17 protein-coding genes are annotated in these 18,992 nt (G+C 68.2%); 15 read left to right on the top strand and 2 right to left on the bottom strand.

The genetic code is table 11. The features are described from left to right. Positions 1-135 precede the first annotated feature (135 nt). From ACTJLF_RS30625 to ACTJLF_RS30600, 6 genes are all read left to right on the top strand, one after another. Positions 136-1,068 (top strand): LysR family transcriptional regulator, encoded by a 933-nt coding sequence (locus tag ACTJLF_RS30625; RefSeq protein ID WP_019657100.1) that lies wholly within the window; start codon positions 136-138, stop codon positions 1,066-1,068. A 153-nt stretch (positions 1,069-1,221) separates the two neighbouring features. Further along, positions 1,222-2,616, top strand: a complete 1,395-nt coding sequence (locus ACTJLF_RS30620; RefSeq protein WP_440884550.1) for an acetyl-CoA carboxylase biotin carboxylase subunit — start codon at positions 1,222-1,224, stop codon at positions 2,614-2,616. Continuing rightward, positions 2,613-3,356: a 5-oxoprolinase subunit PxpB gene (gene pxpB, locus ACTJLF_RS30615; protein WP_440884549.1), complete on the top strand. Its 744-nt coding sequence runs from the start codon at positions 2,613-2,615 to the stop codon at positions 3,354-3,356. The genes ACTJLF_RS30620 and pxpB overlap by 4 nt, the downstream gene beginning before the upstream one ends. After that, positions 3,353-4,330 (top strand): biotin-dependent carboxyltransferase family protein, encoded by a 978-nt coding sequence (locus tag ACTJLF_RS30610; RefSeq protein ID WP_440884548.1) that lies wholly within the window; start codon positions 3,353-3,355, stop codon positions 4,328-4,330. The genes pxpB and ACTJLF_RS30610 overlap by 4 nt, the downstream gene beginning before the upstream one ends. 25 nt (positions 4,331-4,355) lie before the next feature. Then, positions 4,356-4,517 (top strand): hypothetical protein, encoded by a 162-nt coding sequence (locus ACTJLF_RS30605; RefSeq protein ID WP_440884547.1) that lies wholly within the window; start codon positions 4,356-4,358, stop codon positions 4,515-4,517. Next, positions 4,510-4,734, top strand: a complete 225-nt coding sequence (locus ACTJLF_RS30600) for an acetyl-CoA carboxylase biotin carboxyl carrier protein subunit (RefSeq protein WP_145761745.1) — start codon at positions 4,510-4,512, stop codon at positions 4,732-4,734. Before ACTJLF_RS30605 ends, ACTJLF_RS30600 begins: the two co-directional genes overlap by 8 nt. An 85-nt stretch (positions 4,735-4,819) precedes the next feature. Here the strand turns inward: ACTJLF_RS30600 and ACTJLF_RS30595 are convergent, their stop codons facing one another. Both ACTJLF_RS30595 and xsc read right to left on the bottom strand, forming a co-directional pair. After that, entirely contained in the window at positions 4,820-6,022 is a 1,203-nt protein-coding gene (locus ACTJLF_RS30595; RefSeq protein ID WP_440884546.1) for an acetate/propionate family kinase, read from the bottom strand. Positions 6,023-6,041: 19 nt separating this feature from the next. Beyond that, the gene (gene xsc / locus ACTJLF_RS30590) at positions 6,042-7,865 is read right to left on the bottom strand and encodes a sulfoacetaldehyde acetyltransferase (protein ID WP_126183364.1); all 1,824 of its coding nucleotides are present in this window, start codon (positions 7,863-7,865) and stop codon (positions 6,042-6,044) included. 159 nt (positions 7,866-8,024) lie between these two features. Here xsc and ACTJLF_RS30585 point away from each other — a divergent pair, with 159 nt between their 5' ends. The 9 genes from ACTJLF_RS30585 (at position 8,025) to ACTJLF_RS30545 (ending at position 18,961) form a co-directional block, all read left to right on the top strand. Beyond that, positions 8,025-8,873: an IclR family transcriptional regulator gene (locus tag ACTJLF_RS30585; RefSeq protein WP_019657092.1), complete on the top strand. Its 849-nt coding sequence runs from the start codon at positions 8,025-8,027 to the stop codon at positions 8,871-8,873. Positions 8,874-8,898: 25 nt separating this feature from the next. Beyond that, positions 8,899-9,891 (top strand): AAA family ATPase, encoded by a 993-nt coding sequence (locus tag ACTJLF_RS30580; protein WP_440884545.1) that lies wholly within the window; start codon positions 8,899-8,901, stop codon positions 9,889-9,891. Next, positions 9,888-11,624 carry a cobaltochelatase CobT-related protein gene (locus ACTJLF_RS30575; protein ID WP_440884544.1) on the top strand — a complete coding sequence of 579 codons (1,737 nt, stop codon included), beginning with the start codon at positions 9,888-9,890 and terminating at the stop codon, positions 11,622-11,624. Before ACTJLF_RS30580 ends, ACTJLF_RS30575 begins: the two co-directional genes overlap by 4 nt. A gap of 141 nt (positions 11,625-11,765) precedes the next feature. Further along, complete coding sequence (locus ACTJLF_RS30570; RefSeq protein WP_132755039.1) at positions 11,766-12,575, top strand: IclR family transcriptional regulator; 810 nt, start codon at positions 11,766-11,768, stop codon at positions 12,573-12,575. Next, positions 12,572-13,579, top strand: a complete 1,008-nt coding sequence (locus ACTJLF_RS30565; RefSeq protein ID WP_132755037.1) for a tripartite tricarboxylate transporter substrate binding protein — start codon at positions 12,572-12,574, stop codon at positions 13,577-13,579. The genes ACTJLF_RS30570 and ACTJLF_RS30565 overlap by 4 nt, the downstream gene beginning before the upstream one ends. A 127-nt stretch (positions 13,580-13,706) precedes the next feature. Continuing rightward, on the top strand, positions 13,707-15,152 hold the full coding sequence (sauS, locus tag ACTJLF_RS30560; RefSeq protein ID WP_132801168.1) for an acylating sulfoacetaldehyde dehydrogenase: 1,446 nt from the start codon (positions 13,707-13,709) through the stop codon (positions 15,150-15,152). 2 nt (positions 15,153-15,154) lie between these two features. Then, complete coding sequence (locus tag ACTJLF_RS30555) at positions 15,155-16,672, top strand: AMP-binding protein (RefSeq protein WP_132801165.1); 1,518 nt, start codon at positions 15,155-15,157, stop codon at positions 16,670-16,672. After that, positions 16,669-17,466, top strand: a complete 798-nt coding sequence (locus ACTJLF_RS30550) for a sulfite exporter TauE/SafE family protein (protein ID WP_440884543.1) — start codon at positions 16,669-16,671, stop codon at positions 17,464-17,466. The genes ACTJLF_RS30555 and ACTJLF_RS30550 overlap by 4 nt, the downstream gene beginning before the upstream one ends. A gap of 205 nt (positions 17,467-17,671) precedes the next feature. Continuing rightward, positions 17,672-18,961 (top strand): ABC transporter transmembrane domain-containing protein, encoded by a 1,290-nt coding sequence (locus tag ACTJLF_RS30545; protein ID WP_440884542.1) that lies wholly within the window; start codon positions 17,672-17,674, stop codon positions 18,959-18,961. Positions 18,962-18,992 lie beyond the last annotated feature (31 nt).

Genomic DNA, 18,992 nt, shown 5'->3' with positions numbered 1-18,992 from the left:
TATGAAGCGTGCAGGTCCACCGTCCATCGAAGAATTGTCGAAGCAGCTGTTCAGAAGACTTGAACAGCAGCGCACAACAATCGAACACGGCCCACCAAGACGGAGCGCTGCACGCACTCATTTGGAATACCGACGATGAACACCCGTTTCGTGGAAACCTTCATTCTTCTGGCCCGCATCGGCAGCGTCCGACGGGTCGCGGAGGTCATGCACACCACGCCTGGCGCCATCTCGATGCGCCTGCGCTCGCTGGAAGAGGAGCTGGGGGTCTCGCTGTTCCTGTACGACGGCAGGAGCATGACCCTGACGGAGCAGGGAGCACGGCTGGTACAGCCCGCCGAATCGCTGCTGGAGACCACGCGCAAGATGGAGGCCGCCGCGCGCGACACCGGGGCGGAGATCGGCGGGCGCGTGCGCGTGGGCATCATCGAGACGGTCGTGCATACCTGCCTGCCCGACCTGATGAAGCTCATGCGCTCCAGCCTTCCCGGCGTCGAGCTCGACCTGCAGGTGGACCTCACCGTGAACCTCGCCGAACAGATGCTGTCGGGCAACCTCGACCTGGTGATGCGCGTATCCAGTGCCGTGCATCCCTCCCACGCCACCGTGGAAGACCTGATGATGCTGCCCGTCCACTGGGTGGCCCGCAAGGGGTTGCTCCCGAGGCGGGACCTGCAGCACAGCGTGCTGCGCCAGCAGCTGCTGACGCAGGTGCGCGGCACGCAGCCCTACCTGGATGCGATGAACGTCATCCAGCAGATGGCGGGCCGCCAGGGCGTGGCGCTGAGCGAACTGCGGGTGTCGGCGGCGCCCAGCATCACCGCCCAGCTGGCGCTGACGCGCGAAGGCGTGGGCGTGGCGCTCGTGCCGGGCATCTTCGTGAAGGAACAGATCGAGCGCGGCGACCTGGTCGAGCTCGACCTTCCGCCGCTGCCGGCTTTCAAGATGTCGCTCTGGTCCCCATGGAATGCCGCACCCCTGGTGGTGCGCACCGCCGAGGTCCTGCGCAAGGGAGCGCGCAACTTCTGCAGGCGCCACGATGCACGCTGGGTGACCCTCCTGGCGTGAACCGAGGCAGGGACGGACAGGCAGACAAAGGCGCGCGTCGGCGCGTGTTGCCACCTGTTCAATATTCCTGAATGGATCGGCGCAAAAGTTCTGGGTTGGCAATGCAGGCGGCCATTCCTAGACTGCCTCCTCCTTTCATTCACGACCGCCAACGTGTTCCAGAAGATCCTCATTGCCAACCGGGGAGAGATTGCCTGCCGCATCATCCGGGCCTGCCGCCAGTTGGACATCGCCACCATCGCGGTCCATTCCGATGCGGACGCCGATGCACTGCACGTGGAGCTCGCCGACATCGCCGTGCCCATCGGCGCGGCTGCGGCCTCGCAGAGCTACCTCGACGCGGACAAGGTGCTGCAGGCCGCCCTCGAACACGGCGCGCAGGCCGTGCATCCCGGCTATGGCTTCCTGTCGGAGAACGCTGCCTTCGCCAGGGCGGTGCTGGCGGCCGGCATGGCCTGGATCGGCCCCGATCCGCAGACCATCACCGACATGGGCGACAAGGCCCGCGCGCGCCGGATCGCCGTGGACAGCGGCGTGCCGGTGCTGCCCGGAAGCAGCAGTCTTGCCCAGGGCGACCCCGCAAGCTGGCACGTGGAAGCTGCACGCGTGGGGTACCCGCTGCTTGTGAAGGCGGTCGGCGGGGGCGGCGGCATCGGCATGAAGCGCGTCGACGGCGCCGACGCGTTGCAGGCCACCATCGAGTCGGCACAGGCGATGGCGCAGAAGGCCTTCGGGCAATCCGATGTCTACCTGGAGCGCTACGTTGCCCGCGCCCGTCACATCGAGATCCAGGTCTTCGGCTACGGCGATGGCCGGGCCGTCCATCTGTTCGAGCGCGAATGCTCGGTGCAGCGGCGGTTCCAGAAGATCGTCGAGGAATGCCCCGCGCCGCACCTGCCCGCCGGAGTGCGCGCCGCCATGGCCGATGCGGCCGTCGCACTTGCATGCAGCCAGCGCTATGCAGGCGCGGGCACCGTCGAGTTCATCGTCGATGCAGCCACGCACGAATTCTTCTTCCTGGAGATGAACACCCGCATCCAGGTCGAGCACGCAGTGACCGAGGCCTTCACCGGCTGGGACCTGGTGCAGGCCCAGATCCGGCTGGCCGCGGGTGAGTTGCCGACCATGACGCAAGACGACATCCGCGGCAGCGGAGCAGCCATCGAGTGCCGGCTCTATGCCGAGAACCCGCGCAGGAACTTCATGCCTTCGCCCGGGCTGCTCAAGCGCCTCGTGCTGCCGGCCGCATCCACCCGATTGCGCATCGACTGCGGCGTGCGCCAGGGCGATTCCGTCACGCCCTACTACGACCCGATGATCGCCAAGCTCATCTCGCACGGCCCCGACCGCGAGACCGCGATCGCCGTCATGCGGCGCGCCCTGCAGGCGCTCGAGATCGAAGGCATCCAGCACAACGGGGCGTTCCTCCAGGCCTTGCTCGACCATCCCGCCTTCGTGGCCGGCGAGATGGACACCGGTTTCGTCGAGCGCGAACGCGGCGCCGTTCTCGAGGCCATGGAAGCCCGCGCGGCGCAGGCGACGTCATGAGCTTCTTGTCTGCCCCCGCAGCACGCATCGAGCCACTTGGCGACAGCGCGCTGCGCATCGTCCTCGGCGACACGCTGGACCCTGTCGTCAACCGCCGCGTCTGCGCGCTGGCCGACCGCATCGCCGTCGCGCTCGCCGCCGGCCGCCTGCCGGGGGTGACCGATGTGCTGCCGGCCTTCAGCGTGGTCGGCGTGCACTACCGCGCCGACGCCATTCCCACCGATGGCAACGAAAGCCCTTTCGCAGCGCTGTTGCGCCTGCTGTCGCCCTTGCTGCCCGAGCGCGAAGGGCTGTCCATCGGCGCGACCGACCGGCTGATCGAGATCCCCGTGTGCTATGGCGGCGAGTTCGGTCCCGACCTCGAGGAGACCTCCGCCGCCTGTGGCATGACGCCGGACGAACTCATCGCCCTGCACCTAAACCCCAGCGAAGAGCAGCGCGTCTACATGATCGGCTTCGCGCCCGGCAACCCCTACGTGGGCCGGCTCGATCCGGCGCTGGCCATCCCCCGCCGCGCGACGCCGCGCACCCACATGCCGATGGGCACCGTGTGCATCGCCAACCGGCAGACCGTGGTCTACCCGGTGGCCGCACCCGGCGGATGGCACATGATCGGTCGCACCCCGCTGCGGCTGTTCGATCCCGCGCGCGCCGAACCATGCATGCTGCGCCCCGGCGACCGCATCCGGTTCAAGGCGATCGACTCTGACAGCTTCGCCCGCGCCATGGAGGCCGCATGAGTCTCGAAGTGGTCAAGCCGGGCTTGCTGAGCACCTTCCAGGACCTGGGGCGCATCGGCTCGCAGGCCATCGGCATGCCGGTGTGCGGCGCCATGGACCCGCTGTCGCACGGCATCGCCAACCTGATCGCCGGCAACACCGGCGAAGAAGCCACGCTCGAAATCACACTGATGGGGCCCTCGCTGCGCTTCGGCCGCGACAGCCTCATCGCGCTCGCCGGCGCGGACCTGAGCCCTACCCTGCAGCCTGCCGGCACCGACGCCGCCACGCCGGTCCCGATGCTGCAGCCCGTGCATGTGCCGGCTGGCGCACTGCTGCAGTTCGGCAAGCGCCGCAGCGGCCTGCGCAGCTACCTTGCGCTGGCCGGCGGCTTCGGCCTGCCGGCTGCGATGGGCAGCCGCAGCACCTACCTGCGCGGCGCACTCGGCGGCTTTCAGGGACGCGCGCTCCGCAAAGGCGATGTCATTGCCCTGCCGGCCTTCACGCCTGGCGCACCGACCGTCGTCACGCCCACCGCGAGCGCTCTGCTGCACGGCTTGCTGGAGCGCGGTGCTGCAGGCGCCACGGTCCGCATCGTCGAGGGACCGGAATGGCCCCAGTTCACCGATGCGTCGCACCGCACCCTGCTGTCCGAGGACTACCGCATCGGCTCGCAGTCGGACCGCATGGGCTACCGGCTCGAAGGGCCCGTGCTGCAGCGCACCGCACCGCGCGACATGTTGTCCGAGGCGGTCGCCTTCGGCACGATGCAGGTTCCGCCGGACGGCCAGCCCATCGTGCTGATGGCCGACCGCCAGACCAGCGGCGGCTACCCGCGCATCGCCCAGGTCGCGGGCGTCGACCTGCCCTTGCTGGCCCAGCACATGCCGGGCGAATCGATCCGCTTCGAGCGCATCGCGCTGGAAGCCGCCCAGCGGCTGCTACAGCGCCGCGCCTCGGCCATGGCGAGCCTGGCCCGGGCGCTGCGCGCCTAGCCCAGTGCAAGACAGAGAGATCACGATGAACGTCGAGCTCGCGGCACTGAAGCACCCGGGTTCGGCCCACGTCGCCCTCGACTTCCCCATCGGCGGCATCGACCTCCCCCACCGCGACCCGCAGCCTGGACGTCGCGGTCCTTTTTCCCTCTTCCTCCCATTCCTGAAAGAAGCCCAAGATGCGTGATGTGTCCCTGACGTCCGACGTGACCGGATCGGTCTGGAAAGTGCTCGTCGCGCCAGGAGAGCGGGTCCAGAACGGTCAACCGCTCGTCGTCGTCGAATCCATGAAGATGGAGATCGAGATGCTCGCACCGGCAGACGCCGTGGTCACCTCCATCCTCGTGCAGGAGGGCCAGATGGTCGAAGAAGACCAAGCCCTGGTCCTGTTGTGCTCCACCTGAGTTCGTCGGCAAGATGACGCGCCACTGAACTCCCGGGCGGCGGGCTCCTTGCAGCGATCAGATCGAAGAGACGATAGCGCGCCCTTCAGCCGGCGGCCCGCAGCACGCGCGCCGTGTGCCTGGCGATCACCGCTTCCTCATCGGTACGCAGCACCCACGCACTGACGGGGCTCTCGGCCGTCGTCAGCCGTGCCGCCCCGCTGCGGTTGGCTGCGGCGTCGACATTCACGCCCATCCACTCGCAATCTTCGAGGATGCGCTCGCGCAGAGCGCCCCCGTTCTCGCCGATGCCGCCGGTGAACACGATGGCTTCGACGCCGCGCAGTGCCGCCGCGAGGCTGCCCATGTGCTGCACCACCTGCTCGGCGAAGTGGCCGATGGCCTCGGCGGCGGCAGGCTCGGCCGAAGCCTCCAGCACGCGCATGTCGCTGGACACGCCCGAGATGCCGAGCAGTCCCGATCGGCGGAACAGCAGCGCCTCGACCTCGTCGGCCGACATGCCGCGCGAGCGCATCAGGTAGAGGACGACGGCAGCGTCGAGGTGGCCGCAGCGCGTGCCCATCGTGAGGCCGTCGAGCGGAGAGAAGGTCATCGTCGTCGCGACCGATCGGCCTTGCGCGATCGCGCACATCGAGGCGCCGTTGCCCAGGTGCGCGACGATCACGCACCGCTGCGCGAGTTCGGGAGCGATGCCAGCGAACTGCGCGACTATGGATTCATAGGAAAGGCCGTGGAAGCCGTAGCGACGCACACCCGCGTCGTGCAACTCGCGCGGCAGCGCGAAGCGGCGGTTGACCTCGGGCTGCACCGCATGGAAGGCGGTGTCGAAGCACGCCACCTGCGGCACGCCATCGAAGGCGGCCATCGCTGCACGCACGCCCGCGAGGTTGTGCGGCTGGTGCAGCGGCGCCAGCGGTTCGAGCTTGGCCAGAGCCTCGAGCACGCCGGCATCGATGCGCACCGGCGCCACGAAATCCGCGCCGCCATGCACGATGCGATGGCCCACTGCCGCGATGCGCCCTGCTCCCGATTGCCTCGCATGCCAGTCCAGCAGCGCCGCGAGCGCCCCCTGGTGCGAGGTCTGCGCGCCTTCGAGCGGCACGTCGTGCAGCGTCCGCCCGTCGGCATCGCGTACGCGAAGCCGCGCCTTCAGGCCCGCGCCCAGTCCGTCGGCCTGCCCCGACCAGCGCGCCGCCGGCAACGCGGAGCCGCCATCGCCGGCCGCATCGAACAGCGCGACCTTGATCGACGACGAACCCGCGTTGAGCGTCAGCAGCGAACCGGTCATGGGGTGCAGTGGATGGCGTTCAGACGTAGTCCTTGTACTTGTCGAGGAATCGTACCGGCTTCGACAGCGCATCGCGGCGGAACGGGTCGCCCAGCTCGCGCGTGCACATGATCTCGATCACGCAGGTCTTGCGCTCGTTCATCTGCATGTCGATGGCTTTCTTCAGCGCCGGGCCCACGTCCTCGAGCCTGTCGACCACGATGCCCTCGGCGCCCATGGCCTTGGCGATGCCCGCGAAGCTCTCGCTCTCGAGCTCGCCGGCCACGAAGCGGCGGTTGTAGAAGTCGACCTGGTTCTTCTTCTCGGCGCCCCACTGGCGGTTGTGGAAGACCACCGCCGTCACCGGGATGTCGTGGCGCACGGCCGTCATGATCTCGACCATGCTCATGCCCCACGCGCCGTCGCCGGCATAGGCCACGGCCGGGCGGTCGGGCGCCGCGCACTTGGCGCCGATCATGGTGGGCAGCGAGTAGCCGCAGTTGCCGAAGCTCATCGGCGCAAAGAAGCTGCGCGGTTCCTCGAAGCGCAGGTAGCTGTTGGCGATGGCATTGATGTTGCCGATGTCGGTGGAGACCATCACGCGCGGCGGCATGGCCTTCTCGAGCTCGCGCAGCACCTGGCGCGGATGCAGGTAGCTGCCGCCGGTGGGCGTCTTCTCGCCCTTGGCTTCCTCGATGACGTCGAGGCTGAACTGGTCGCGCTCGTGGGTCCACTCGTCGAGCTCCTTCTCCCACGCGGCCTTCTCGGCCTTGATCTTGTCGGCGCGCTCGGCCTTGGTGGCGTCGCAGGCCAGCGTCTTGCCTTGCAGGCGCTTGAGCAGTTCCTTCGCGGTGGCCTTGGCGTCGCCGTGGATGCCGACGGTGATCTTCTTCACCAGGCCCAGGTTGGTGTGGTCGGCCTCGACCTGGATGATCTTCGCCTCCTTCGGCCAGTAGTCCATGCCGTGCTGCGGCAGCGTGCCGAACGGGCCCATGCGCGAGCCGAGCGCGAGCACCACGTCGGCCTGCGCGATCAGCTTCATCGCGGCCTTGGAGCCCTGGTAGCCCAGCGGACCGGCCCACAGCGGATGGCTTGCGGGGAAGGAGTCGTTGCGCAGGTAGCCGTTGGCCACCGGCGCGCCAAGGCGCTCGGCAAGGGCCTTGCACTCCTCCACCGCGTCGCCCATGACCACGCCGCCGCCGGAGAGGATCACCGGGAATTTCGCGGAGGCCAGCAGCTCGACAGCCGCCTCCAGGCTCTGCTCGCCGCCCGCGCCGCGCTCCACGCGCATGGGCTTCGGGATCTCGCACTGGATCTCGCCGTAGAAGTAGTCGCGCGGAATGTTCAGCTGCGTCGGGCCCATCTCGGAGATGGCGCGGTCGAAGCAGCGCGCCGTGTACTCGGCCATGCGCTTGGGGTTGTTGACGTGGCCCTGGTACTTGGTGAACTCCTGGAACATCGGCAGCTGGTTGGCTTCCTGGAAGCCGCCCAGGCCCATGCCCATGGTGCCGGTCTCGGGCGTGACGATGACCACCGGGCTGTGCGCCCAGTAGGCGGCCGCGATGGCCGTCACGCAGTTGCTGATGCCGGGGCCGTTCTGGCCGATGACCAGGCCGTGGCGGCCAGACACGCGCGCATAGCCGTCGGCCATGTGGGCGCCGCCCTGCTCGTGCACCACGGGGATCAGCCGGATGCCGGCGGGCGCGAAGATGTCCATCGCGTCCATGAAGGCCGAGCCCATGATGCCGAAGATGTCGGTCACGCCGTTGGCGACCATGGTCTCGACGAAGGCCTCGGAGGGCGTCATCTTCTGCACGCCCTTGACGGCTTCGCGTGCGGGGGCTGCGGCTGGCTTCTGGCTCATGGGGGCGTCTCCTGGGAGGATGAGGGGCGAGGTTGAACTCTAAAAGTCGGAACGGCTTGTTCCGGAATTCGTTTCGGCGGAATATAGGACGGCATCCGGCTCGCGTCAAACAATTTACAAAAATCGGAACGTCTTGTCTCTTTTTTTTGTAAAACGCATATGATCCGCGCCATGAAGATCGTCAAAGGCCTCACGCCTGAAGCGCAGGACCCTGCGAGCCCGGGTGGCGATTCGCCCACCATGCGCCTGTTCTCGCTGCTCGAAGTCATGGCCGCGAAAGACCAGCGCTATTCGCTGCAGGGCCTGGTGGAAGAAACCGGCCTGCCCAAGCCCACGCTGCACCGCATGCTCCAGCAGCTCGAAGGCGCGGGGCTGCTGCAGCGCGAAGGCGACGGGCGGCACTACGGCATCGGCACGCGGCTGCGGCGGCTGGCCGAGAACCTGCTGCTCAACGACAGCCTGCACGGCGCGCGCCACACGGTGCTGCGCCAGCTGGTGGAGGAGATCGGCGAGAGTTGCAACCTCACCGCCCTCTCGGGCAGCGAGGTCGTGTACCTCGACCGCGTGGAAACCGCCGCGCCGCTGCGCTTCTACCTGCACTCGGGTTCGCGCGTGCCGGTGCACTGCTCGGCCAGCGGCAAGATCTTTCTCTCGCAGATGAGCGCAGCGCAGCGCCGCCGGCTGCTGTCCCACGCGCCGCTGGAGCCGTACACGCAAAGGACGCTGACCGACCCCGAGGCACTGGAGAAGGAAGTGCAGCGCGTGCGCAAGGACGGCTACGCCATCGACCACGAGGAGTTCCTGCCCGGCCTCCTTTGCATCGCCACGCTGGTGCCCTCGGGCGACGACGCCCCGTCGAACCTCTGCATCGCGGTGCAGGCGCCGGTGATGCGGCTCGACGCCGCCAAGGCGAAGAGCCTGCTGCCCGCGCTGCAGCGTGCGGCGCAGGCCCTGAGCCGCATCGACGCCGACGCGGCCTCCGACCGCGTCGACCATGCTCGGGCCTGAAGACAACCTTTTCGCAGGAAACCCCATGACCGACACCGCCGACCTTCGACCCGACCGGATGCTCAGCGTGCGCGAGGTGTTCGGCATCGACTCCGACCTGCGCGTGCCCGCCTTCAGCCCGTCCAAAGCCTTCGACGACCACGTGCCCGAGGTCGATGCGGTCTACCGCTTCAATCCCGACGTGACGCTCGCCATCCTCGCGGGCTTCATGCGCGACCGGCGCGTGATGGTGCAGGGCCTGCACGGCACCGGCAAGTCGACCCACATCGAGCAGGTGGCAGCCCGGCTGAACTGGCCCTGCGTGCGCCTGAACCTCGACGGCCACATCAGCCGGCTCGACCTCGTCGGCAAGGACGCGGTGGTGCTGCGCGAGGGCAAGCAGGTCACCGAGTTCCAGGAAGGCATCGTGCCGTGGGCGCTGCAGCGGCCGGTGGCGCTGATCTTCGACGAGTACGACGCGGGCCGGCCCGACGTGATGTTCGTGATCCAGCGCATCCTGGAGCGCGACGGCAAATTCACGCTGATGGACAAGAACCGGGTGCTGCGGCCGCACCCCTTCTTCCGCCTGTTCGCCACGGCCAACACGGTGGGGCTGGGCAACCTCAACGGCCTGTACCACGGCGCGCAGCGGCTCAACCATGCGCAGATCGACCGCTGGAACATCGTGGCCTCGCTCGACTACCTGCCCGCGGCGGAAGAGATCGCCATCGTGCAGGCGCGCGTGCCTTCGCTGGCCGACGAGGCGGGCACGAAGCTGGTCGCAGCGATGGTGGCCGTGGCCGACCTCACGCGAAAGGGCTTCGCGGCCGGCGACCTCTCGACGCTGATGTCGCCGCGCACCGTCATCACATGGGCGGAGAACGTCGAGATCTTCAAGGACCCGGCGCTGGCCTTCCGCCTTTCCTTCGTCAACAAGTGCGACAACGCGGAGCGTCCGCTGGTGGCGGAGTATTTCCAGCGCTGCTTCGACCGCGAGCTGAAGGAGTCGCACCAGCTCTCGTCGGACGCGCGCGAATGAACACCGGCCCCGCGAGCGCGATGCAGCGCCGCGTGCGGCGGGAAGAACTCGTGGCGGAGCTGTGCGCGGGCGTGGTGCGCGCCTTCAGCGGCGAGCGCGACCTGCATTTCCGCGGACGGCGGCTGCACCGCGGCCGCACGGCGCTGCCGTGGTTCGCGCCGCACCTGCATCCGTCGCCCGACACCGACGACTTCGCATCGTTCCGCGGCGTGGCGGACGGCCTCGCGCTGCGGCTCACCGCATCGGATGCCGCGCTGCATGAAAGCCTGCGGCCCGAGGAGCCCGTCGAGCGCATGCTGTTCGAGATGCTGGAGCAGTTCCGCGTGGAGGCGCTCGCGCCCGACGTCATGGCCGGCATGCGGCACAACCTTCGGCACCGGCACGAGCAATGGTCTCTCGCCTTCCATCACTCGGGCCTGACCGACACCGCGCGCGGCCTGCTGTTGTACGCCGTGGCGCAGATCTGCCGTGCACGCGTCAGCGGCCAGCAGGTGGTGGAGGAAACAGAGGACATGCTCGAAGCCACGCGCTTCGCGCTCGCGCCGCTGATCGGGCATGCGCTGGCCGGCCTGCGCAAGGACCGCGCCGACCAGGCCGCCTACGCAGTGCACGCCCGCGCCATCGCGCGCATCGTCGCTGCGATGCTTCACGAGGCCGGCGAAGAAGACGGCGAAGCCCAGCGCGATGCGCACGTGGACGACAAGCGCAGCGTGTTCAGCCTCGTGGCCGACATGGACCAGGAGATCGTCGAGCGCTTCACCACCGCCGAGTCGGGCCGCAGCGAGGTGCTCGAGGGCGCGGGCGGAGCCTACCGCGTCTTCACCGATGCCTACGACCGCGAGCACGACGCCGCCACGCTCGCACGCAAGGAAGTGCTTGCGGGCCATCGCGAGAAGCTCGACCGCCGCATCGCAGCACAGGGCGTCAACATCGCCCGCCTCGCGCGCGAACTGCGCGCCCTGCTCGCCGAGCCCGAGCGCGACGGCTGGGACGGCGCGCAGGAAGAAGGGCTCGTCGATGGACGCCGCCTCGCGCAACTCATTGCTTCTCCCACCGAGCGCCGGCTGTTCCGCATAGATCGCATGGAGCCGATCGCCGACTGCATCGTCACCTTCCTCATCGACTGCTCGGGCTCGATGAAGGAACACGCCGAGTCGGTCGCGATGATGGTCGACGTCTTCGCGCGCGCGCTCGAACAGGCAGGCGTGGCCTGCGAGGTGCTCGGCTTCACCACCGGCGCATGGAACGGCGGACGCCCGCAGCGCGAATGGGTGCGCGCGGGCCGGCCGCCGCACCCGGGCCGCCTCAACGAGCGCTGCCACATCGTCTTCAAGGCCGCGGCCACGCCGTGGCGGCGCGCGCGCCCGGCGATGGCGGCGCTGCTCAAGGCCGACCTGTTCCGCGAAGGCATCGACGGCGAAGCCATCGACTGGGCCTGCACGCGGCTGCGACAGCGAGGTGAAGCGCGCAAGCTGCTGCTGGCGATCTCCGACGGCTCGCCGATGGACAGCGCCACGCACCTCGCCAACGACGCGCACTACCTGGACCATCACCTGCGAGACGTGATCGCACGGCAGGAACAGCGCGGCGACATCGAGATCGCCGGCATCGGCGTGGGCCTCGACCTGAGCCCCTACTACAGCCGCAGCCACGTGCTCGACCTCGCAAACGCGAGCGGCAACGCCATCTTCCGGGAAGTCATCGAGCTCATGGCCGGGCGGCACCGCCGTTGAGCGCCGCACAGGCGGCCTGCTGAAGCCTTTGGGACTACATCCAAGTCCCCGATTGACAAAGGACGCTTCGGGTCCATCATTGCGTTTCAAAATCAAGAACGCTGTTCCATTATTTGGAACGCCAATGAAGACCACAGCCCCATGGACTCGACGCTTGCCAAGGGCCTCGCCGCCCTCGAATGGATGGTGCGCCAGCAGCGCGGCTGCCGCGTCACCGAACTGGCCCAGGCATTCGGCATGGCGCGCAGCAACGCGCACCGCACGCTGCAGACGCTGGTCGAGTGCGGCTGGGCCGTGCAGGACCCGGAGACGAGCGCCTACCGGCCGAGCCTGAGGCTCTTCGAGCTGGGAGCGATGGTCTCCGAGGCATCCGACATCGGCTCGCTGCTGCGCCCCCACCTCGCGCGGCTGTCGCAGGCCACGGGCGAAACCATCCATCTCGCGGTGCTCGACGGCGCGGAGATCGTCTACCTCGACAAGTTCGACAGCCCCTTGCCTGTGGCTGCCTACTCGCGCATCGGCGGCCGCGCGGCGGCGTACTGCGTGGCCTCGGGCAAGGCGCTTCTCGCTGCGGCGGGCCTCGGCGTGCCGGCGCTGCAGGAGTGCCTGGGCACGCTGGAGGCGCACACCAGGAACAGCATCACCGACTTCGACACCCTTTTCAACGAACTGGAACGCTCCCGCGCCCGCGGCTATGCAGAGAACCGCGAGGAATGGCGCATCGGCGTATGCGGCCTCGGCGCGCCCGTGCTCAATGCACGCGGCGAGGCCGTGGCGGCCGTCGGCATGAGCGTGCCCTCGATCCGCTTCGCGCGCACGCAGGCACGCGGGCTGGCCGACCACCTGATGGCCTGCGCACGCGACGCCAGCGTGACGCTGGGCTATCGCGTAGGCGCTGCAGCGGCCGGACCGTCGCCGATGTCCACCATAAAGAGAAGGAGACCCGAATGAAGTTGCTCTTCGCCCTCTTCGCCCCCTGGCATCGCGCCGGGATGCTGGCTCTCGCTGCCTTCGCCGCCCTTGCATCGCCCCTCGCCGCGCAGGCGGACAGCGGCGGCGACTACCCCACCAGGCCGATCCGCCTGGTCGTGCCCTACCCGCCCGGCGGCGGCACCGACGTGATCGCGCGCATCGTGCAGGAGCGCTTCTCGGCACTGCTCGGCCAGCAGGTGCTCATCGACAACCGCGGCGGTGCGGCGGGCTCGATCGGCACCGAGCTGGTGGCGAAGGCGCCGGCGGACGGCTATACCGTGCTCTTCACGCTCTCGTCGCACACCATCAACCCGGCCATCTACGCGAAGCTGAGCTTCGACACCGCGAAAGACTTCGCGCCCGTGGGCATGGTCGCCTCGCTGCCGCAGATCCTGGTGGCCAACACGCAGTTTCCGGCGAACACCGTTGCAGAGCTGGTCGCGCTGGCCAAGGCCAAGCCCGACAGCATCTCCTTCGCCTCGGTGGGCAACGGCTCGCCCGGCCATCTCGCGGGCGAGCTGCTGAAGCTGCGCACCGGCACGCAGATGACGCACGTGCCGTATCGCGGCGGCGGCCCGGCCGTGACCGACGTGATGGGCGGGCAGGTGCCGCTGCTGTGGGTGTCGATTCCCGCGGCCGCGCAGTTCGTGAAGGCCGGCAAGCTCAAGGCGCTCGCCGTATCCACCACCAGGCGCAGCGCAGCCTTCCCCGACGTGCCGACGATGCAGGAGGCCGGCATCGCCGACTTCGACGTCGACTCCTGGTACGCCGTCTTCGTGCCCGCCAAGACGCCCAAGCCCGCCATCGACAGGCTCAACCGCGTGATCAACACCGTCGTCAAGGAGCCGGAGATCCGAGACAAGCTGCTCGCCCAGGGCAGCGAAGGCGTGGGCGGAACGCCCGATCAACTCGGCAAGGTCGTGACCGCCGAACTGGTCCGCTGGCAGAAGCTCGCCAAGGAAGCCAACATCAAGGTGGACTGAGTTCGCCCCAGGCTGCGCGCACTCAGTGTCGCTGCGCCACCCCCTACCCAGGGGGCAACACCAGCGGCCCGGCAAAGCCGGTTCCGCGGTGTTCCCCGAATGAAGAGATATCGAAGTCGACGAAACCATGGCCAACTCAATGAATCCCTCTCCGCACTCCCCCATCGCCGAGCTGGTGGCCCGCGCCCGCGCCGCACAGCGCATCTACGAGACCTGGTCGCAGGCGCAGGTCGACACCGCCGTGGTCGCGGCGGGCTGGGCCATCATCGAGCCGGCGCGCAACCGCGAGCTGGCAGAGCTGGCGGTGAAGGACACCGGCGTGGGCAACGTCGAGGACAAGGTGCGCAAGAACCACCGCAAGACCTTCGGCCTGCTGCGCGACCTGCACGGCGCACGCTCGGTCGGCGTGATCGCCGAAGACCCGGCGCGCGGCATCGTCGAGATCGCGCGGCCCGTGGGCGTGGTGTGCGCCATCACCCCGTCGACCAACCCGGGCGCCACGCCGGCCAACAAGATCATCAATGCGCTCAAGGGGCGCAACGCGGTCATCGTCGCACCGTCGCCGAAAGGCTGGTCGACGGCGGCGCGGCTCATCGAGTTCATCCACCAGCAGTTCGACCGCATCGGCGCGCCGCGCGACCTGGTGCAGCTGCTGCCGGCGCCGGTCAACAAGCAGTCGACCGCCGAGCTGATGCGGCTGTGCGACCTGGTGGTGGCCACCGGCTCGCAGGCCAACGTGCGCGCGGCCTATGCGAGCGGCACGCCGGCCTTCGGCGTGGGCGCAGGCAACGTGGCAGGCATCGTCGACGAGACGGCGGATGTCGAAGCCGCCGCAGAGCGCATCGTTCGCTCCAAGACCTTCGACAACGCGACCAGCTGCTCGTCGGAGAACAGCCTCGTGGTCGTCGATGCGGTGCGCGCGAAGATGCTCTCGGCCTTGAAGGACCGCGGCGCCGTCATGCTCGCCGACGCGCAGAAGGCCACGCTGCAGAAGCTGATGTGGCCCGAGGGCAAGCTCTCTGCCGCCGTCATCGGCCAGTCTGCGCGCGTCATCGCCGAGCGCGCGGCCGAGGTCGATGGCGCCAACCGGGCCGCGTGGCAGGCGATCGCCGAGGCCGACCCGCGCATCCTCATGGTGGCGGAGGACGGCGTGGGCCACGACCACCCGTTCTCCGGAGAGAAGCTCAGCCCCGTGCTCGCGGTGTACGCGGCGCGCGATTTCGACGAGGCCGCCGCCACTGTGGCGCGCATCTATTCGTACGAAGGCGCGGGCCATTCGGTCGGCCTGCACAGCGCCGTGCCCGATCGAGCGCTCACGCTCGGTCTCACGCTGCCGGTGTCGCGCGTGATCGTCGACCAGGCGCACTGCATCGCCACCGGCGGCAGCTTCGACAACGGGCTGCCCTTCTCGCTGTCGATGGGCTGCGGCACCTGGGGCAGGAACAACTTCTCCGACAACATGAACTACCGCCATTACCTGAACATCACGCGCGTGTCGCGCCCGATTCCCGAGGTGGTGCCGAGCGAGGAAGACATCTTCGGCGCCTTCTTCGCAAGCCACGGCGCGAACTGAAGATGACGGCGGCCGCGACCACCGTGCATGCGCTGATCGAGCGGCAGGCACAAGAGCAGCCGCACGCGGTGTACGCGCGCGCCACGGAATCGGAACGGCACATCACCTGCGGCAATCTCGCGAGCGGATGCCGCCGCGTCTCGGCGGTGCTGCGCGGGCTCGGCATGCAGCCGGGCGACACCGTCTCGGTCGTCATGCCCAATGGCCTGCAGACGCTGCGGCTGCTCCTGGGAGCGATGCACGGCGGATTCCGCGTGAATCCGGTCAACCTGCTCTCGCAGCCCGAGCAGATGCACTACGTGCTCTCGCACTCCGACTGCCGCATGGTCTGCGTCGCGCCCGAATGGGAGTCGCGCGTGCGCGGCATCGTCGAAGCCTTCGACCGGCCGGTGAAGCTGATGGTGGTCGACCCGGAGGGCGATGCGCTGCCCGGCGAGGAAGAAGCTGCCGACGACGTGCCGCCGCCCTCGCCCGACGCCGTCGCGCTGCTGATGTACACATCGGGCACCACCGGCAATCCCAAGGGCGTGATGCTCACGCAGCGCAACCTGGCCGCCAACGCGCATGCCATCAGCATCGAGCACCAGCTGCGCCCTTCCGACCGCGTGCTGGCGGTGCTGCCGCTCTATCACATCAACGCATTCACCGTGACCATGCTCGCGCCGCTGGCGCACGGCGGCAGCCTCGCGATGCCGCCGAAGTTCTCGGCCGGCCGCTTCTGGGAGCAGGCCACGCAGACGCAATGCAGCTGGATCAACGTGGTGCCCACCATGATCTCGTACCTGCTCGAAGGCCCGAGGCCACCGCTTGCGCAGACGCTGTCGATCCGCTTCTGCCGCTCGGCCTCGGCCGCGCTGCCACCGGAGCACCTGCGCGCGTTCGAGCAGATGTTCGGCATCGGCATCGTCGAGACCATGGGTCTCACCGAGACGGCGGCGCCATCGTTCTCCAATCCGATGGACCCGGCCGCGCGCAAGCTCGGCTCGGTGGGCCGCGCCTCGGGCTGCATGGCCGGCGTGGTGGATGCGCAGCTTGCGGCCGTGCCCGATGGCACCACGGGAGAACTCGTCATCCGCGGGCCCAACGTGATGCTGGGCTATTACAAGAACGAGGAAGCCACCCGCGCGAGCTTCACGCCCGACGGCTGGCTGCGCACCGGCGACCTGGGTCATCGCGACGAGGACGGCTTCTTCTTCGTCACCGGCCGCATCAAGGAACTCATCATCAAGGGCGGCGAGAACATCGCGCCGCGCGAGATCGACGAGGCCCTGCTGAAGCACCCCGCCGTGCTCGAGGCCGTCTCGGTGGGCGTGCCAGACCGCCACTACGGCCAGGAGATCGGCGCGTGCATCGTGCTGCGCGAAGGCAGCGCCTGCAGCGAGGAAGAGCTGCGCGAGTTCGCCGCCACCGTGCTCGGCCGCTACAAGGCTCCAGGCCACTACCGCTTCGTGCAGGACCTCCCGCGCGGCCCTTCGGGAAAGGTGCAGCGCCTGAAGCTGCTGCCGCTCTTCCAGGCATGACGGCCGCCGAACTGCTGGTGCCGCCGCTGGCGCCGGCAACGCTCGCCTACAGCCTCTGCGTGGTGTTCGCGGCCGGCATCGTGCGCGGCTTCGCGGGCTTCGGCTTCTCCGCCATCACCGTCGCGGGCATGTCGCTGGTGATCTCGCCCGCGCTCGTGGTGCCCGCCATCTTCATGCTGGAGATCCTCGCCAGCCTGAGCCAGTTGCGCGGCATCGCGCGCGACGTGGACCTGCCATGGCTGGGCTGGCTGATGCTCGGCAACCTGATCTGCATTCCCATCGGCGTGGCGCTGCTCGCATGGCTGCCGGAGACGCCGCTGCGCCTCCTGATCGGCGTGCTGCTGATGGCCGCCGCATTGCTGCTGCGCGGCGGCGCACACGTCGCGCTGGAGCCCACGCGCGGCCTGCGCCTCGCGGCCGGCCTGGCCTCGGGCTTCATCAACGGCGTCGCGGCCATCGGAGGCATCGCGGTCGCGGTGCTGCTGAGCACCGCGAAGATGGCCCCCGCCGCGCTGCGCGCCACGCTGATCGCACTGCTGCTCTTCAGCGACGTGGTGTCGCTGATCAGCGCGGCGCTGATGCCCTCGTCGGCGCATGCCTCGGGCAACCTGCTGGGGCCGGACACGCTCAAGTGGGCGCTGTGGCTGGCGCCTGCGATGCTCGCCGGCATCTGGTGGGGGCAGCGCTCGTTCAAGGGCGTGTCGCCGGAGCAGTTCAGGCGGCTGGTGTTGAATCTGCTGATCGGGTTGGCGGCGGTGAGCATCACGAGAGCCGCGGGGGATCTACTGCATTAAGTCCGCATGATCAAAAAAGATGGAAATTGACGCATCTATGGTAAGCCACGTAATTTCCCCGTCGAACTTTGACTGCAGTTTTAGCTTCAATTGTTATTAAGCCCCACTCGACCAGGTATGCAATTGTCAGCCGCGCCCTACTCAGGTATCTTGATGTTTCAAAAGAATATCGAGGGAGTGCTGAATGGGAGTGGAAACGACGGCTATGCAGCCGGAGGGAGAGGTGCGTGCAGGGCCACAAGAGGGCCCCGATGCGGAGGCTGCGGCAAACCCGTCTCTCATCGCGCTATGCACCCTCGCGCGCTTCCACCAGATCGCAGCCGATGCGTTGCTGCTGTCGCATCAACTGGGCCTTGCATCTTCCGAGGCTGTCGACACCGCCACGCTGCTGCGCGCGGCTAAGTACCTGGGCCTGAAGGCCAAGTCCTCCCGCACCACACTCGATCGCCTGTCGTTGACGCCGCTGCCAGCCCTGGCAGTCATGCACGATGAATCCGGCCAGAAGCGCTTCGTCATCCTCGCCCAGTGCGACGCGCAGCGCGTCCTGCTGCAAGACCCTTCTTCTGCGAACGGCCGCCCGGTCATCGAACCCCTGGAAGTCTTCGCCTCGCACTGGACAGGCGAACTCATCCTCCTCACCAGCCGCGCAAGCCTCGCAGGCGAACTCGCCAAGTTCGACTTCTCCTGGTTCATCCCCAGCCTCGTCAAGCACAGGAAGCTGCTGGGGGAAGTGCTCTTCATCTCCTTCATCCTTCAGCTGTTCGCACTGATCAGCCCGCTGTTCTTCCAGGTCGTCATGGACAAGGTGCTCGTGCACCGCGGCATGACCACGCTGGATGTGCTCGTCATCGGATTGCTGGTCGTCGTCGTCTTCGAATCGCTGCTCAATGGCCTGCGCAGCTACGTCTTCAGCCACACCACGAATCGCATCGATGTCGAGCTCGGGGCGCGGCTGTTCCGTCATCTGGTCCAGTTGCCGCTGGCCTATTTCCAGGCTCGGCGCGTCGGAGATTCCGTCGCCCGCGTGCGCGAACTCGAGAACATCCGCAACTTCCTGACCGGCAACGCCTTGACGGTGCTGCTGGACGTCGTCTTCTCCATCGTCTTCGTGGCCGTCATGCTGTTCTACAGCGTGCCGCTGACCCTCATCGTGCTGGCGAGCATGCCGCTGTACTTCGGCCTGAGCCTGGCGGTGGTGCCCATCCTGCGCCGGCGCCTGGACGAGAAGTTCGCGCGCGGCGCGGAGAACCAGGCCATGCTGGTGGAAACCGTCAGCGCCATCCAGACCGTCAAGGCCACCGCGCTCGAACCTGCGTTCGGGCGCCGCTGGGACAACCAGCTCGCCGCCTACATCTCCGCGAGCTTCCGCACGCAGAACCTCGCGAGCTGGGCGCACGAAGGCGTCAACCTCATCGGCAAGCTCGTCAATGCCGCCACCCTATGGTACGGCGCGCACCTCGTCATGAACAACGTGTTGATTTCCATCCAGAAGTGACCCACTTGGCCGTGTGATTTCCATCTAAATC

Source organism: Variovorax sp. 22077, assembly GCF_052044195.1.
In the GTDB taxonomy this organism is placed as follows: Bacteria; Pseudomonadota; Gammaproteobacteria; order Burkholderiales; family Burkholderiaceae_C; genus Variovorax; species Variovorax atrisoli.
The sequence above is the reverse complement of the archived record's forward strand: the minus strand, read 5'-3'. Positions and strand labels throughout refer to the sequence as shown.